Raw genomic sequence first — 16,989 nt, 5'->3', positions numbered from 1 at the left:
GGCTCAATTGCTAAATCTCATTACTTTGCAAGTGAAATTTCTTTTAATTCTTTTAAAACACGTGTCCACTCGTTAAAATCGTCAAGATTACCTTCGTCCAAGGCTTGATTAATCAATTCTGTTACATCAGCAATTCTTTCCTGACGTAATGTTTCACTGATAAACGTGTTGACTTCACTTCGCTCAGCATTCGATAAGGTTTGCATCATTTGATACGGGTTGTCTTCCTTAACGCCGACATATTCTGGCGATGTTAATGCATGAGGAAAATCAACTTGTACATAGATCGCTTGTTCTGGATGCATTCTAATATCATGAAATGCTTTTTGAGGATCAGTTGTAACCAAGTGCTTCTTAAAAAACAAAAAAGGCTCTTGATCAAGATTATCTGTTGAAACAATCATCGCGCGTTCACAACGTGTAATATCATTGACAAAATGGACAGATTCCAATACTTCATCATTGTTTTTCAAAAAATCTAACAAGATAATGACCTCTGGAATATGTACACGATAATGCTGCAGAAACCATGTTAAAAAGTCGCGTTTTTCAGCCGTTGTTATATTCAAAATACAACACTCCTTATTCTCTTTCGTTTAAATAACTCACTTCTTGAATAATTTCATCATCTTCCGGTTCATAACCGAGGTATTTATTCCATAATTCAAGTGCTCGTTTAACATTTCCTTCTTCACGCATAAAATAACCATAGTCTTTTAAGAATAATGGGTTATCCTGATAACGTGTCAATGCCTTCTCAAAAGCTTTACCTGCTTTATCATACTCTTCTAACTCTTTATGTGCTAAAGCCATATCCCAATCTAGTTGTGGATCAATTTCTTCGTTCTCTTGTTCCATCCAACCACTTAAATCGATTACTGCTGGGTAGTCTTCTTGTTTTAAGAATAATTTATTCAACGTTAATGCGGCTTCCATAAAGTGTGGATCTAGTACAAGTGTCTCACGCAAATATTTTTCAGCGGCTTTTTCATCATCCAATTTCAATGCGAGTTTTCCACCTTCATAGTATAACTCTTTATTAAAGTTATCTAACACTGTACCTTCTTTAATCACTGTAAATGCTTCTACTAAGCGATTTTCATGTTCGTAAGCTTTCGCTAGATATGGATACAACGATGTATAGTTTGGATCTAATTCTTTAAGTTGGTTAAACGCTTCAATCGCACGTACCATCTTATGTGCTTGATAAGCTGTAAACGCTAAACCGAATAAAGTGTCCGTATTGGCACGTTGTTCCAAAGCTTCTTCATAGTGACGAATCGCTTCTTCAAAGGCACCCCCACTACTGTAACATTCTGCTAATCGTTGATGCATTAATACGCCAGATATTTCATCAATACCCGCTTCACTTACTGCATTATAATGGTTAATTGCATTTGAAAAACGTCCCATTTGATTGTAATGTTCTGCCAAGGCAAAATCGATAATTGGCTCTTCTGGTAACATATCTTTTGCCTCTTGTAATTTTTGTTCAGTCACTTCAAATAAACCTTGTGATTGATACAAATCTGCTAACACCAATAATGCACGTGGGTAGTTTTCATCTTCTGGATGTACTTGTTCAAGATAAGCTAAAGCTGTATCTTCATCGTCGCGATCAACACTGATTTCAGCAAGGGCAACAAGCAATTCACCTTCACCAGGATAATTAATAAGCAATGTGCCATATAATGCCTCTGCTTCATCTAAGAACCCTAGTTGTAAAAGTTGTTCTGCTAAGTCAAAATGCTCCTCATCTGAATCATTCTCAATTGCCTGATCCAATAAAGCATGTGCCCCTTCTAAATCCTCGTTATGTAACGCTTCTATCATTTTTAAACCGTATGCCATTGTTTTCAAATCCTTTCTCTTACTCATGGTTATTAATTGTACCATATATACATAATAAATGACTGGTGATTGCTTGTGGACAAATAAAAAAACTTTATAAATTATGTATTCATGACGGAATAAGTCACTAACACTATTTTTAAGCAAAAAAAATAGAAATATAACTGTGCTGCTCGCTATTTGAAAAAGAGCCTATATCACTTACACAAATATTCACACGAGTTTCGTCTATTATTATTCAACCGAGATAGATAGAATGAATGGCTCTCAATTTCTGGCGAAACTTCCGTCCCATACTACTAACTTCTCTATGATAGTAGCAACAACAAGATTAAGCTTATCAAACATGTTAGTTTTGGTTGCAAGAATTGCACTAATTTCCGAAAGTATCATTCTTCTCTGTTTCACTAATTAATCATATAAAAAAGGATTGTAGAACTTAATCTACAATCCAAAAAGCTTCTTAACTTAATAGAATGGATTGGCGCTTTCGCTCTGTCCCATACTACTCTCGTACGCTCATGACTTCGCTACGATATTAGCAATTTTTCTCACCAACACTATTTGACACAGAGTCCAAATAAATGGAAAATATCTTGAAACGATTGATTTAATGGTACTCAATTCCTCCTAAAATCTCCGTCCTATACTGTAATCGTAAACGAATGAATTCACCACGGATCCAGCAATTAACGCCTAGAGAATTGACTTGCTTTAAGGGCTTTTTTAAGACCTGGTTTTTTACGCTCAACCATACGTGAGTCACGAGTAAGTAAACCTTTAGATTTAAGTGCTGAACGGAAGCTTATTTAATAGGCTTTTTCTGATTTCAAATACTTGTTTGAACTTCTCACGATTTCTTATTAAATGACATTTTTAACAGTTATAGACTGTTTTTAAAGACCCAATTTCAACCGTCACAATAGCTTTTAAATAACATTTTATATAGCCTATAGACTAGTTTATTCTGTTAAATTACCTGCCATTGATTCCGCTTGTTCAATTACTAATTGAATTGTTTCAGGACTAGCTTTGAATTGGTGTTTTCTTAGTAGCCTTTTTACTTCTACTCTCATTCCAGCTTTTTCAGAAGCACGTTTTGTCCAATCCAACGTCATATTGTCATTGACTGTTTTAGCAATATCCACTGAAATATCTTTAAGTACTTGTTTATCTACTTCGGAATCTTTAGATATGATATCGTAAAAGGCTTTTTCTTCTACCGTTAAGCCTAATTCTTCGCCTTCTTCTTTCATATTCTTCATTTCTTTTGCTAACTCAATCAATTCTCGAATAGCAATTTCTGAATCAATTCCTCTTAAATTGTACTTATCAATCGATTGTTGAAGTAGGTCTGAATACTTTTTAGCTTGCACAATATTGGTGCGTTGAATTGACTTTACTTTGCCTGCTAATAAGTTTTCTAATAGCTGTAGTGCTAGATTTTTTTGTGGCATTTCCTTGATTTCTTCTAGGAACTTATCAGATAAAATTGATAGCTCAGCTTTTTCTAGTCCTAATGATTCGTATATATCCACAATATCTTCTGTCACAACAGATTTAGAAATTAACTGTTTAAGTTCTTCATCAATCTGCTGTGGTGATTTTACTCCATCTACAAAATTCAATTTTATTAGGTAAACTTTAACCGCTTTAAAGAAGGCTATTTCAGCATTATACTGTTGAACCTCTTCCTCGGTTACACATAACGCATAGGCTCTTGTAATTTCAGTTACTAGGTCTTTGAATCGTTTGACTTCTTCTTTATCATCTAACCCTAATATATAGTTAGCTGCATTGGTAATTACTGTTAACTTTTTAACATGGTCTGATGAGTTAAACTCTAAATAATCAAATTTATCTATGATTGTATTGGTAATTAGGTCATATTTTTCTTTGACTAGATTAACCGCAATTTTAGTGTCTATCCCCGCTTGTGCTTGGTCGCTTGGTGTATATTCTTGTAAGGCTGATTTAAGTTTAGGTGCTATTCCTATATAATCGACCACTAAGCCACCTGTTTTATCTTTAAATACTCTATTTACACGTGCTATTGCTTGCATGAGATTGTGTCCTTGCATTGGCTTATCAATGTACATCGTGTTCATTGAAGGCACATCAAAGCCTGTTAACCACATATCCCGTACAATAACAATTTGTAGTTCATCAGAATCATCTTTCATACGTGTAGCCAATTTATCACGTCTTGACTTATTGCCAATAAATGGTTGCCAGTAATCAGGGTCACTGCTCGAACCTGTCATTACAATTTTAATCTTGCCTTTGTCATCATCATCTGAGTGCCATTTGGGACGTAACTTAATTATTTCTTGATACAAATCAATCGCAATCCGTCTAGACATTGCCACAATCATCGACTTACCAAAGGAAGCTTCTTGTCTTGTTTCAAAGTGTGTCACAAAGTCTTTTGCCAATTGTTCTAATCGTGGTTGTGCACCTGTAATGGCCTCGACTCGACTCCATTTTACTTTAGATTTAGAGGCAATGGTATCTTCTTGTCCTTCTACGATTTCCTCTACTAAATCATCTATTTCTAAGTCTTCTGGTAATGATACTGGAATAATACGGCTCTCATAATAAATTTTAACCGTTGCTCCGTCTTCCACAGATTGGGTCATGTCATACACATCAATATAATCACCAAAAACAGCCTTAGTTGACTTATCGGTACTAGATATTGGCGTACCTGTAAATCCTATGTAAGAAGCATTAGGTAAGGCATCTCTAAGATATTTGGCATAACCATATTTGATAGTTCCGTCTGATTCTTTAATATCGGCACTAAAACCGTACTGTGAACGATGATCTTCATCTGCCATCACAATTACATTCCGTCTATCAGTTAAAACATCCATTTGATTGCCAGATTCTGGGGAGAACTTTTGCATGGTACTAAAAATCACCCCACCTGCGTTAACGGATAATAACTCTCTTAAATCGTTTCTATTGTTGGCTTGTTTAGGCGTTTGCCTTAGTAAATCACTAGATTGACTAAAAGTTAAGAACAGCTGGTCATCTAAGTCATTTCTATCTGTCAAAACGACAATGGTTGGGTTATTAAGCTCTTGAACCAATTTTCCTGTGTAAAACACCATAGATAAACTTTTACCTGAGCCTTGTGTGTGCCAAATAACACCTATCTTGTTATCACCTTCTGAACTAACAGCTCTTTTGGCTTCTTCAACAGCACTATTGACAGCATGATATTGATGATAAGCAGCAAGAATCTTAATTGTTTTATCACCATCTGTTTTAAACAAAATAAAATGATGAATTAAGTCCAATAATACTTCTGGATTACACATCCCCTTAATTAAAACTTCTAATTGACTACTGGCTGTTCCATACTCAATTTGACCATCAATTGTCCTCCATACCATGAAGCGTTCTTCATTACTTGACAATGTGCCCACTTTAGCATGAACACCATCACTTGCGACCATGAACTCATTAAAGGTTAATAAAGATGGTATTTCTTGTTTATAAGTTTGTAGTTGATTGTAGGCATCAGAAGTGCCAACTGCTTCATCAGTGGCGTTTTTCAATTCAAATAGAACAAGTGGTAATCCATTAATAAATAAAATAATATCTGTCCGTTTACGTTGATTGTTTTCTTCCACTATAAATTGATTGACTGCTAAAAAATCATTATTCCTTGGTTCATTAAAATCAAATAATAGGATTCGTTTAGTAACGTTCGTATTATTTTCTCTAGTTTGAATCTCTATGCCATCTGTAATATATTTATGGAAAGTCTGATTGTTTACTTCCATGTTTGGGTGCTCTGGAACTGTTATCTTTTTAAGAGCTTCATCGATTACTTCTATTGAAATGTTGGGATTGATTGTAATTAATGCTTCTTGTAAACGGTCTTTCAACACGACTTCTTTATAATCGTTGCGTTTAGACATCCCACTATCTTCTAGTTCTTTTGCAGATACAGAAGTATAGCCTACTTCTTCTAACCAACGTAATGCAACAAGTTCTAACTCATTTTCATTAAATACATACTCTTCTGCCAAAAATTACACATCCTCACCTTGTGGTATTTCTATTTCACCTGATAACAACTTAGGCAATAAAGAATCTCTCAGGTTTACTAACTGATTATTACTCCTCTTAAGTAATAAAATTTTTAAAAATAGTGGAGAACAGAAATCATTAAAAGTCTCTTTAATGATTTCTGGCGGGTATACTAATTTAATCTTTCCAAATTGGGTTTTGTTTAAATTTAAAGTAGTGCTGCCCCCACTCCCTAGCTCCTTAATTAAATTACTTTTTGACTTCATATTCAAGTATAGAAAATATAAATCATTTTTTTTTGGTAATATTGCATTTATTTGTTGATTGGTATGACTTTCTTCTGATGTAATGGATACAAGCCCAGGCGTTGCAATACAACTAACGCAAATAGTATTTTTAGGTAATAGTTTTTTAGGGTGCAGACTACTTCCGAGAGAAGAAAGAGAACTTTCTGTATTAACAACATAAGTATTATTATGCATATCAGGAATTTTTATGAAAGGTATCTCATCACCGTAGTTTTCTTTTTCTTTGGTACTAGGGGTCTTTCCTGTAATTATGTCTTCCGATACATCAGCTAAATTTAATACTTCCCATACCTCTGGTATGTCACCTAACTCACTCTCTATCATCTTCCCACCACTTGATTTATATGGATTACCATTTTCATCTGGGAATTCATAATCTACAAACCATCTTTTGAATAGGGTTGAGGCTAGTTCTTCTAGGGTGGATATGATTTGGTTGTTCAATTTAATTTTATTTTCCAAACTTTTTGAAAATTCCCCAATAGAATTTTGTTTTTCCATACTGGGTAATTCTATATCCAAATTTGCAATAACAGAAGGCTTTATAGAAGGATAAGCTGACGTACTATTTTCTGCAATTATTTGCAAATAATCCGTTATTCTTCTTTGAGTTAAGTAAGCATATAAATAATTAGGATTTACTATATCTTTTTTTGGTGATAATACTGCAAAGCCTGTCGATACTATTAAATTAGTCGGAGGATTATCTAAAATACCATAATGTTCTTGATTAGGTCTCACTGTTGACAATAAAATATCATTATTATTAACTTTTCTCCTTGCTCTACTCGGGACTTTATCTATAACAAAATTATATTCTGTTAATTCATTTATTGTATTCTGGTTTAGATTAGCGGTGTCCAAATATAAAATATTAGTCAGTTCATCTTTCTTTATTGAACTATGATTTAAATTAACTACATCCTTAATCTTATATTTCATATCCAATTCCCCCTAGAGCTTTTCTTATATCTTCCTCTAATTTATGGGACTTAATAAATTGTTCCGACAAAGTCGTTGTTAAGCGTTCCATCTTTTCTTCAAATGGTTCTGAATCTTCGATTTCATCTTCTAATCCGACATAACGACCAGGCGTTAATATATAATCATGTTCTTGAACTTTTTCTAATAAAGCAGACATACAGAATCCTGCTATATCTTGATAGTCTGTTTCAGAAGTACCTTTCCATGCATGATAAACATCTGCTACTTTATTAATATCTTCTTTGCTAAACTCTTTAGTCGTTCTATCTGCCATGAACCCTTCATTTCTGGCATCAATAAACAATATTTCACCTGGATGATTACGTTCTTTTTTCTTAGTCTTAGATTTCGTAATAAACCATAAGCAAACTGGAATTTGTGTTGAATAGAACATTTGACTAGGTAGCGTTACAATACATTCCACCATGTCATTGTCTATAAGGTTTTTACGTATCTCAAATTCGCCACTCGTTGATGTAGACATACTACCATTTGCTAAAACAAAGCCTGCTGTACCTTCTGGTGCTAATTTTGATGCCATGTGTTGTATCCAAGCATAGTTGGCATTATTTTTAGGTGGCGTTCCGTATTTCCATCGAGAATCTTCGACTAACTTTTCTTGTCCTCAATCAATGTTGGCAAGAAACAAATTCTTATTTCCAACTCAAAATAGACTATTTTTTTCAACAAAAAAAGACATCTTTCAAATAAATGGAAAATGTCTTGAAACGATTGATTGCATAGTACTCAATTTCTCCTGAAATCTCCGTCCCATACTGTCTTCGTAAGCGAATAAATAAGCAACGATGTCAGCAACAACAAAATTAAAATTATCAAAAAAATTTCTGCAATCGAATTCTACTTAGCTTTAATCATAAACATGTACAGTCATGACGGTTGTGAGGGGGACTCTAGCGGGAAAAGTGGCGTCCGAATACCCCACAGCGGAGCGAGGAGGATAAGGAGTCACACGCAGAAAGCTTCCCTCACATGAGGAATGACTTGGAATGGTACTCAATTGATGGACTGGTACTGATTTTCTTGGGAAACCTCCGCCCCATATTAGCACTCATGCTGTCTTTGTAAGCTCATACTTTCGCAACAATATAAGCAACAAAAGTGCAGCTGAATTAATAACGACTTATTTGATATATTGCATAATAAAAAAGACGCTTCGCAAAGTGAATTGTGAAACGCCTGAAAACGTTGATATAAAAAATATGAACGTTTTGAGAATATATGAAGCTTTACGATTTTTTTAACTTGGTTGAATTCGTTTTTATTATTATTTACTTAATTGTTCAACGTGTTCAAAGAAGTTGGGATAAGAAACGGCAATGGCTTCTGCATCTTCTAATTCTACTGGTGACGACGCAATACATCCTGCGACTGCTAACATCATACCGATACGATGATCACCATGTGAAGAAACTGTGGCACCATGCAACGCTGTTGGCCCCTTAATAATTAAGCCGTCTGGTGTCGCTGTAATATCGGCACCCATTTTAGTTAATTCTTCTGCCACCGTATCAATTCGATTGGTTTCTTTAACTTTTAATTCTTCTGCATCTTTAATCACTGTTGTTCCTTCTGCCTGAGTGGCCAGCAAGGAAATAATCGGCAGCTCATCAATGAGACGAGGGATAAGACTGCCACCAATTTCAGTAGCTTTCAATGGCGCTGCGCTTACAGTCAAATCAGATAATGGTTCACCCGTTGTCGGTTGACTTGTTTCAGCAATAGCGGCACCCATATCACGCAATACATCAATGATACCTGTTCGCGTTGGGTTCATCCCCACATTTTTAAGCGTCACCTTTGAACCGGCTAATAAACTTGCTGCAACAAGGAAAAATGCTGCTGAGGAAATATCACCTGGCACGTAGATGTTTTGCCCTTGTAACGGTGGTTGTTTTGTAATACTGATGCTTAAACCATTGATGGTAATTTCACCACCAAATTGTTGCAGCATACGCTCTGTATGATCACGAGATTTTTCTTTTTCATTAATAATTGTGACATCATCACTTTGCATACCTGCAAATAACAAGGCGCTTTTGACTTGTGCACTTGCAACTGGCATATCATAATTAATGCCCGTAATAGCCTCAACAGCTGAAACTGTCACTGGTGCCAAGCCACCTTCTTGAGCACTGATTGCTGCACTCATTGTTTTTAATGGTGTGATGACACGATTCATTGGTCGTTTTTGAATAGAGGCGTCACCTGTCAATTGGCTTACAAAGGGTCGTCCTGCTAAAATTCCCATCATTAAACGAATGGTCGTGCCTGAATTACCCACATCTAAAATAGTTGAAGGTTGTTTAAGCGACTCAATGCCAGTCCCGTGCACTGTGATTTTATCAGATGAAACATCGATAGCAACACCTAGCTGACGAAATACAGCAATTGTGCTGAGGCAATCTTCACCATGTAAAAAATGTTCGATGGTCGTTTGTCCATTTGCTAAAGCACCAAACATAATTGCGCGATGCGAAATTGATTTATCACCGGGTACCTCAATGGTCCCGTTAAGTTGTTTAATTGCATTAACTGTTTTCATTTATCTGCTCCTAACCTAGCACACTACATTCAAAATTAGTCGTCGCTTCTATCACTGATTTAGCACGCTGGCGTTCCTGAGTTGACTGGAAGCTCACTTGTAAAATACCCATGATATCTTCACGTGTCTCAATAATTCGAATATTTGTAATGCTGATTTCTTCACGTGCTAATAAACTTGTCACCTCAGAAATAACCCCTGGGTAATCTGGTATATCAATCATTAAATCGCTATAAGAATGAAGCGCATTACGCTGTTTATCTGGTAACTCATCACGGTAACGTTTAGCATCGTCGAAAAAGCGGTAAATATCTGTTTCGCTACCGGTCGCTACCAAGTCTTGAATGGCTCCAACTTCTGTTTGCCACGAACTTAACAACTGCATCAGGTTTTCTCTGTTTTCCATCGTAATATCTGTCCACATTTTAGGGTCACTAGCAGCGATACGGGTTACATCTCTAAAACCACCTGCTGCTAATTGAATTGTTTGTGGCAGTTCCTCTGTAAATTTGGCTGTTTGTTGGATGAGCCCTGAAGCAATTAAATGCGGTAAATGGCTGATCATCCCTACCATTTTATCATGTTGACTTGCTGAACTAATTAAAAAATGTGCTTTTGTTCCAACCAGGTAGTTTTCTAACTCTGGAACGCGTGCTGCTGCTTGTTCATCCGCTGGTGTTAATATGTAAAGTGCATTTTCAAAGAGGATTTCCTTAGCTGCTTGAACGCCACTTTTGTGTGAACCTGCCATTGGATGACCACCAATAAAGCTGTAGTTTTTAGCTGTCAGCTCTTTAGCTGCTGCTTCAATCGTTGTTTTCGTACTGCTGGCATCAGTGATTAACACTGACTGTTTTAAGGGTAATTGTGCTAAATGTGAAATTAATTGTTTTGTTTGTCGCACAGGTGCCGCTAACAAAATAAGGTCAGCTGACGTCGCTGCTTCATCCAAATTGATAACACGTTCATCAATGACACCTAATCGCAACGCTTCTGATAACGTCTCTGGATTAGCATCGTAGCCTAAAATTGTAACATCAGGTCGCCCGCGTTTAACTGCTAAGGCAATCGATCCACCAATTAAGCCAATACCGATGACTAATAATTTCTTTCGCATACCTTTACACCTCTTTTTGTGATAAATCCGGACGAAGATGCTGTGCACCCTTTTGATAAGCATGATGAACATCAGACTGTGCGATTGTTGTATCACAGTGCAACATGACGCGAATACAAAGTGGCAAAGCCTTTGGTACATCCATTTCAACCATACTAATCACAGGCACATATTCAAATCCCTTAAAGGTGCGAACAACTTTTGCTGGAAAGCAGGCGTTCACATCGGCTGTTGCCGAAAAGAAAATTGATGTAATTGCATCCGCTTCTAACTTGTTTTCTCTGAATAGTTCTTCCAGTAATGCTATCGTTGCTTCCTCAATTGCTGTGACGCTATTTTCTGCAACAGTTGTTGCGCCTCGGATACCTCTTATCATCATCTTCGCCTCTTTCTTTACCTTCAATTATCTCATTTTTTCAAAAACGCGCTGAAGTATTTCTTTTTCAACGACATGGATACTTGGTTCACCAATTTTATTTAACAGGACAAAATGTATCGCCTGATAGGTTGTTTTTTTATCATGTAACATACTTTTAAACAATTCTTCGAACGTTAAATCGTCTGGCACACTCAAGTCATATCCAAGCGTTTCACTCCAAGCTTCCCAACGCTCACGTTCAAATTGTAATCCCGTAACTTCTTCCGATAATAACAGTGCAAATTTCATACCTACCATAATCGCCTCACCATGAAACCAACGACTGAAATTACCAGCCGCTTCAATCGCATGACCAAACGTATGACCAAAATTAAGGTGCGCACGAATGCCTTGTTCTTTCTCATCAACAGCTACAATATTCGCTTTGATCTGGATGCCTTCTTCCAAATAGGTTGTCATGTCATTTTTATATAACGAAGCCATTGTCGGATACTGTGTCATTACTTTCTCTAACAATACATTATCTGCAATTAGACCATGTTTAATCAATTCAGCAAAACCAGAACGCATTTGACGTTCGGGTAAGGTTTCTAACAATGCCGTGTCATAATAAACAGCTACCGGTTGATGAAAGGCACCCACAAGATTTTTACCTAAGGGGTGATTGATGGCTGTTTTTCCACCTACAGCACTATCGTGTGCTAATATGGTTGTGGGCATTTGAATAAAATCGATGCCTCGCATGAATGAAGCGGCAACAAAGCCTGCTAAATCACCAACGGCACCTCCACCAAAAGCTACGATGACACTCTTACGATCCAAACCCTGTTGAATCAAATGCGTCATTACTTTTTCATAGACAGAAAATGTTTTAGCGGCTTCACCTGCTGGTGTAATATAAACTGGGACGGTTTGATCTAATCCCTCAGTCAACGTGACCATCACGTGTGCATAGTGTGCTGCGACATTCTCATCGGTAATAAACAGAACTTTTGAATAGCCTGATAATTGAGCTTTAATCGTCGCTTCTTCAGTGTTCAAACAATTTTTTCCTACTAAGACAGGATAATTTGCTGTTGCTGTGTTCACTTCGATAGCTACCATCGTTAAAACTCCTTCGCTGCTTGACGTCTTGCGTCAACTTCACGTTTTAAATCAGCTAATGTCGCATGCGAGAACTCCTCTAAAATCGCATTGGCTACTTCCCATGCAACCACATGTTCTGCTACAACACTTGCTGCTGGTACAGCACATGAATCAGAACGTTCAACACTTGCTTTAAACGGCTCTTTAGTATCAATATCAACACTTTGTAACGGACGGTATAAAGTCGGTATCGGCTTCATGACACCACGCACTATGATAGGCATCCCTGTCGACATACCTCCTTCAAAACCACCCAAGTGATTCGTTGCGCGTGTGTATCCTTGTTGTTCATCATATAAAATCTCATCTTGTACTTGGCTACCTGGAATGTTTGCCATTTCAAACCCTAAACCAAATTCAACGCCTTTAAAGGCATTGATGCTCATTACAGCTGCTGCAATACGGGCATCGAGTTTACGATCAAAGTGAACATAGCTTCCGATACCTTCTGGCACATTATCAATGACCACTTCAACTAAACCACCAATAGTATCGCCATCGCGGCGTGCTTGGTCCATTCGTTCTTTCATTTTTTCGTTGGCTTCTTCATCCAATGTACGTGTTTCTGACGCTTCTGCTCGTTCTTGAATTTCAATTGCTGATAGGTTTGAAATATCAACAGTTGCAGTCACCCCACCAATTTTACGCACATGACTACTCACATCAATGCCTAATTCTTTCAGTAATTGTTTGGCTACAGAACCAGCTGCCACACGCATCGTTGTTTCACGCGCTGACGAGCGTTCTAAGACGTTTCTCAAATCTCTGTGTCCATACTTGATTCCACCCACCAAATCAGCATGACCGGGACGTGGACGTGTTACAGTACGTTTAACAACAACATCATCAGCTACTGGCTCGCTTCCCATCTCTTTTAACCAATGACGGTAATCAAGATTCGTTACACTTAACGCTACAGGTGAACCTAACGTTTTACCATGACGTACACCCGCGGTAATTGCAACTTGATCTTTTTCTATTTTCATACGTCCCCCACGGCCATAACCGCCTTGACGACGTTTTAAATCTACGTTAATATTTTCTGCCAATATTGTAAACCCTGCAGGTAATCCCTCAATAATCGTTGTTAGTTGTGGACCATGTGATTCTCCAGCTGTTAAATATCTCATTATTTACACTCCCTATTCTTTATCGCTTTAAAGTATATTAGCATTTTATCATATATTTTCGTTAACTTCAACCTCATACGCTTTTAGTTTATAACTGTCACAATTATCTCACAATTCATTATGTAAAAGAACCCAATGCACTCATACATTGGGTTTCAGACTGAAGATAAACAAAAAGCTAGCTTTTTACTACTCTCTCACGATTACGTACCATCAGTATATGTAACATCATTCGCTCGTTGTCATTATTGTCTAGCAAAACCCAAACAACTACAGCAAAATTTCAAAAATGACATTTTGATAAAATGAATCAAACTTTTATTTTCTTCAGTTTATTTGTAACTGAACGTTTGGTTCTGCTTTTATTTTCTCCAAGCTCGTCGCCATTAAACGGACTATTTTCGTTTTTATTTTTCTCTAGCACTTCACACCAAAACTTGTGATATTTCAAAAACACCATCCTGACAAATAGCGTCAAAATGGTATTTTCTCCAATCTCTTCAATTTTAAATGGGTGTGAAGGTGCTTTCACTATACAAACTCACTTTCATCAAAGAACAGGTTAATTTCACGTTCAGCGCTTTCCAGAGAGTCTGAGCCATGAACAACGTTAAAAGCTGTGTCTGTTGCAAAGCGTCCTCTGATAGAGGCTAGGTCTGCTTCTAAATGTTTTGTTTTACCATTGATTTTACGTCCAATCACTACTGCATCATTTCCCTGCCATACCATTGCAAAAACTGGTCCCGATGTTATAAACGATACAAGTTCTCCAAAGAACGGCTTATCAACATGCTCTGCATAATGTTTTTTCGCCAACTCTTCTGATATTACCATTAATTTTCCTGCCACCAATATCAATCCTTTTTGTTCGTACTGCTTTACTACTTCACCGATTAAATGACGTTTAACACCATCTGGTTTAACCATAATAAATGTTTTTTCCATTTCAATACACCCCTAGTTAAATTAAGTTTGTAAAAAATCGTTCCGTTCAAAGCTTAGTCTCTTACATTTTTTGATTAATCTGCGCGGTCTAATAAATAGTTAGTAATTTGTCGCAGCGGTTTTGTCGCTTTAGGATCATTAAACTCATCTAAAACTGCGACTGCTTTTTGTAAATATTTCTCACTGATATTCTGTGCTTTTTCTAAGGCACCACTCGTTCGTATGGCTTCTAATACATCAACCATTTCAGAACTTGTCGTTTTTTCATTAATTTTTTCAATTTGGCGTTTCAATACAGGATCTTCCATCGCAATAAAGGCTGGTAAAGTTATATTCCCCTGCTGTAAATCACCTCCGACAGGTTTGCCTATTTCAGCTTCCGTCATTGTGTAATCAAGAATATCGTCTCTTATTTGGAATGACATGCCGACATAATACCCAAATAAGTAAAGGCGTTTTGCCTTATCTTCCATTCCACCAGCAATTGCACCTAGTTGACAGCTAGCCGCTATAAGAACTGCCGTTTTACGTTTAATTCGTCGCAGATACACACGCAAAGATTGCGTGCTATCATACTGATAGCGTATCTGTTCAATTTCACCTAAACTCAATTCATATGTTGTTTGTGATAAAACGTCATGTATCAGCGGATTATTCAATGTTGCCACACTGGTTAAGCTTTTAGCAAACAAATAATCACCGGCATACATGGCAACATGATTGTCCCACATCGCTTTAACAGAGGTTCTACCTCGACGTACGTCGGAATCATCAACAACATCATCATGTAAAATAGATGCCGAATGAATCAATTCCACAGACAACGCTAACTTCATCGCTGCTTCTTTATCGATATCTCCAAGCCGTGCACAGATTAATACAAAGATAGGGCGGATGCGTTTTCCTCCAGCTCCTAACAATTGATGTGCCGCTGCTTCAATAATCGGTGATTCCTCCGATATGACAATATCTAACAGCGCTTGGTCGATTTTCTTGAGGTCTTTCTTCAAAGAACTATAAAGACTCAATAAATCAAATGTATTTCCTTTTTTCAAAACCATTTAGCTTTTTTTAACTCCCATATGAGTAGCTGCCGCCCCGCCTGAAAACGATTTGTAGGTAACAGCAACAAAACCAGCTTTTACAAGGAGTTGTGCTAATCGTTCCTTATCAGGGAATAGACGAGTGGAATCATTTAACCAAGCATATTCTTTATAGCTCTTGGCAAAAACACGCCCAAATAATGGCATTACATATTTAAAATAACCAAAATACAATTGACGATAAACAGGTAGAGTAGGCTGCGATGTTTCTAAGCATGCAAACAAACCGCCTGGTTTTAACACGCGATTAATCTCTTTTAATACCGTTAAATAATCAGGAACATTACGCAATCCAAAACCAATAGTTACGTAATCAAACGAATTATCTTCAAATGGTAATTCCATAGCATTACCTTCAATTAAAGTAATATTTTCAAACGAAGAAGCATCCACTTTCTTTTGACCTTCAGCTAACATATTTGCAGAAAAATCAAAACCAATCACTTCGCCCTCTTCGCCAACAGCCTCAGCCATCGATAAAGTCCAATCAGCAGTCCCACAACAAACGTCTAAGGCTTTTGCACCTTGTACAATCATCATGTCATCCATTGTTTCTTTTCGCCAGCCTTTATGCAATTGAAAACTGATAACAGCATTCATTTTATCGTAACCTGGTGATACTTTTTCAAACACATTGTGCACTTTTTCTAACTTGGATTGTTGATCTAATTCTTCTTGGCTCATAATATGATTAACTCCCCTTCGTGTTTCGGTTGTATAAGCGCGGTTAAATGATTTTTAAGACGATCACTTAATTCCCCGTTTTTTATCTTATTTAATTGTTTTGTAAGCTCTGTTTCAAGAAACTGTATCCACAGATTCTTAGCTTCTATTTTAACATCTATTACATTATTTTTGTTGCCTTTCAATCGAGCTAAGGTCATAGCAGTTTTAATCACGTTAATATATTCTGTTGATTCGCCAAAATAGCGAGCTAGATGTTGATGAATATAACTCTCTGCTAATATTAAATTTTCAATTTTAAATTTTCCAGCTTGAAGCGCTTGGTAAGAATTAGCTCGTGCTTGATTAATTCCTGCAATGGCTTCTGCAAAAATCTCAATTAATTGTGGTTTATCCAACATAGCTAGTTCACGATAATATAAGCCACTATAAAAATCGCCAGCTAAAACAGTTAATTGTCGCTGCTTTCTCATTTTTTCAGAAGTAAGGTTCCCCTCAGTGACTGATTCATGAATATCCAATGCTTGCTTAATTAATAATAGGGCACACATAATATGATTTAATTCTTTATTAGTATGACTGTGTTTATTTATCAATTCATAACTGATTAACACTTCAGTATCAATGCTTGCAAGTTGTGCCAGATTTTCTTTCAAATAAGGATAATTCGCACGTTTACGAACGTAAGATAACGCACTATCCAATCCATCTATTTTTTGCTGAAACATCGTGTAC

General features: G+C 36.7%; 14 protein-coding genes and 2 pseudogenes. All 16 read right to left on the bottom strand.

Annotated elements, in window-relative coordinates; all coding sequences use genetic code 11:
- Positions 1 to 20 precede the first annotated feature (20 nt).
- Positions 21 to 569: a YpiB family protein gene (locus V6S17_RS04245; protein ID WP_029091210.1), complete on the bottom strand. Its 549-nt coding sequence runs from the start codon at positions 567 to 569 to the stop codon at positions 21 to 23.
- Between the two features lie 13 nt (positions 570 to 582).
- Entirely contained in the window at positions 583 to 1,851 is a 1,269-nt protein-coding gene (locus tag V6S17_RS04240; protein WP_029091209.1) for a tetratricopeptide repeat protein, read from the bottom strand.
- 689 nt (positions 1,852 to 2,540) lie between these two features.
- A pseudogene (gene rpsI, locus V6S17_RS04235) lies at positions 2,541 to 2,654 on the bottom strand (30S ribosomal protein S9); the annotation flags it as partial.
- Positions 2,655 to 2,813: 159 nt separating this feature from the next.
- Positions 2,814 to 5,894, bottom strand: a complete 3,081-nt coding sequence (locus tag V6S17_RS04230; protein WP_029091208.1) for a type I restriction endonuclease subunit R — start codon at positions 5,892 to 5,894, stop codon at positions 2,814 to 2,816.
- A 3-nt stretch (positions 5,895 to 5,897) separates the two neighbouring features.
- On the bottom strand, positions 5,898 to 7,145 hold the full coding sequence (locus tag V6S17_RS04225) for a restriction endonuclease subunit S (protein WP_029091207.1): 1,248 nt from the start codon (positions 7,143 to 7,145) through the stop codon (positions 5,898 to 5,900).
- Positions 7,135 to 7,812, bottom strand: a pseudogene (locus tag V6S17_RS04220) (N-6 DNA methylase); the annotation flags it as partial. The gene V6S17_RS04225 and the pseudogene V6S17_RS04220, both read right to left, overlap by 11 nt.
- A gap of 660 nt (positions 7,813 to 8,472) precedes the next feature.
- Positions 8,473 to 9,750: a 3-phosphoshikimate 1-carboxyvinyltransferase gene (gene aroA / locus V6S17_RS04215; RefSeq protein ID WP_029091206.1), complete on the bottom strand. Its 1,278-nt coding sequence runs from the start codon at positions 9,748 to 9,750 to the stop codon at positions 8,473 to 8,475.
- Positions 9,751 to 9,760: 10 nt separating this feature from the next.
- Positions 9,761 to 10,867 carry a prephenate dehydrogenase gene (locus tag V6S17_RS04210; RefSeq protein WP_029091205.1) on the bottom strand — a complete coding sequence of 369 codons (1,107 nt, stop codon included), beginning with the start codon at positions 10,865 to 10,867 and terminating at the stop codon, positions 9,761 to 9,763.
- Positions 10,868 to 10,871: 4 nt separating this feature from the next.
- Entirely contained in the window at positions 10,872 to 11,246 is a 375-nt protein-coding gene (gene aroH / locus V6S17_RS04205; RefSeq protein WP_051457360.1) for a chorismate mutase, read from the bottom strand.
- 24 nt (positions 11,247 to 11,270) lie between these two features.
- Positions 11,271 to 12,350 (bottom strand): 3-dehydroquinate synthase, encoded by a 1,080-nt coding sequence (gene aroB, locus V6S17_RS04200; protein WP_029091203.1) that lies wholly within the window; start codon positions 12,348 to 12,350, stop codon positions 11,271 to 11,273.
- A gap of 2 nt (positions 12,351 to 12,352) precedes the next feature.
- Positions 12,353 to 13,522, bottom strand: a complete 1,170-nt coding sequence (aroC, locus tag V6S17_RS04195; protein WP_029091202.1) for a chorismate synthase — start codon at positions 13,520 to 13,522, stop codon at positions 12,353 to 12,355.
- 310 nt (positions 13,523 to 13,832) lie between these two features.
- On the bottom strand, positions 13,833 to 14,054 hold the full coding sequence (locus V6S17_RS04190) for a hypothetical protein (protein ID WP_029091201.1): 222 nt from the start codon (positions 14,052 to 14,054) through the stop codon (positions 13,833 to 13,835).
- The gene (ndk, locus tag V6S17_RS04185) at positions 14,054 to 14,467 is read right to left on the bottom strand and encodes a nucleoside-diphosphate kinase (RefSeq protein WP_029091200.1); all 414 of its coding nucleotides are present in this window, start codon (positions 14,465 to 14,467) and stop codon (positions 14,054 to 14,056) included. Before ndk ends, V6S17_RS04190 begins: the two co-directional genes overlap by 1 nt.
- Positions 14,468 to 14,541: 74 nt before the next feature.
- Positions 14,542 to 15,528, bottom strand: a complete 987-nt coding sequence (locus tag V6S17_RS04180; RefSeq protein WP_051457361.1) for a polyprenyl synthetase family protein — start codon at positions 15,526 to 15,528, stop codon at positions 14,542 to 14,544.
- Positions 15,529 to 16,254: a demethylmenaquinone methyltransferase gene (locus V6S17_RS04175; RefSeq protein WP_036027094.1), complete on the bottom strand. Its 726-nt coding sequence runs from the start codon at positions 16,252 to 16,254 to the stop codon at positions 15,529 to 15,531. It lies immediately after the preceding gene.
- Positions 16,251 to 16,982, bottom strand: coding sequence for a heptaprenyl diphosphate synthase component 1 (locus tag V6S17_RS04170; RefSeq protein WP_029091197.1), 732 nt, complete (start codon positions 16,980 to 16,982; stop codon positions 16,251 to 16,253). Before V6S17_RS04170 ends, V6S17_RS04175 begins: the two co-directional genes overlap by 4 nt.
- Positions 16,983 to 16,989 lie beyond the last annotated feature (7 nt).

This window comes from Brochothrix thermosphacta DSM 20171 = FSL F6-1036 (assembly GCF_036884295.1).
Classification (GTDB): Bacteria; Bacillota; Bacilli; order Lactobacillales; family Listeriaceae; genus Brochothrix; species Brochothrix thermosphacta.
This window is presented reverse-complemented; position numbering and strand designations above follow the sequence as displayed.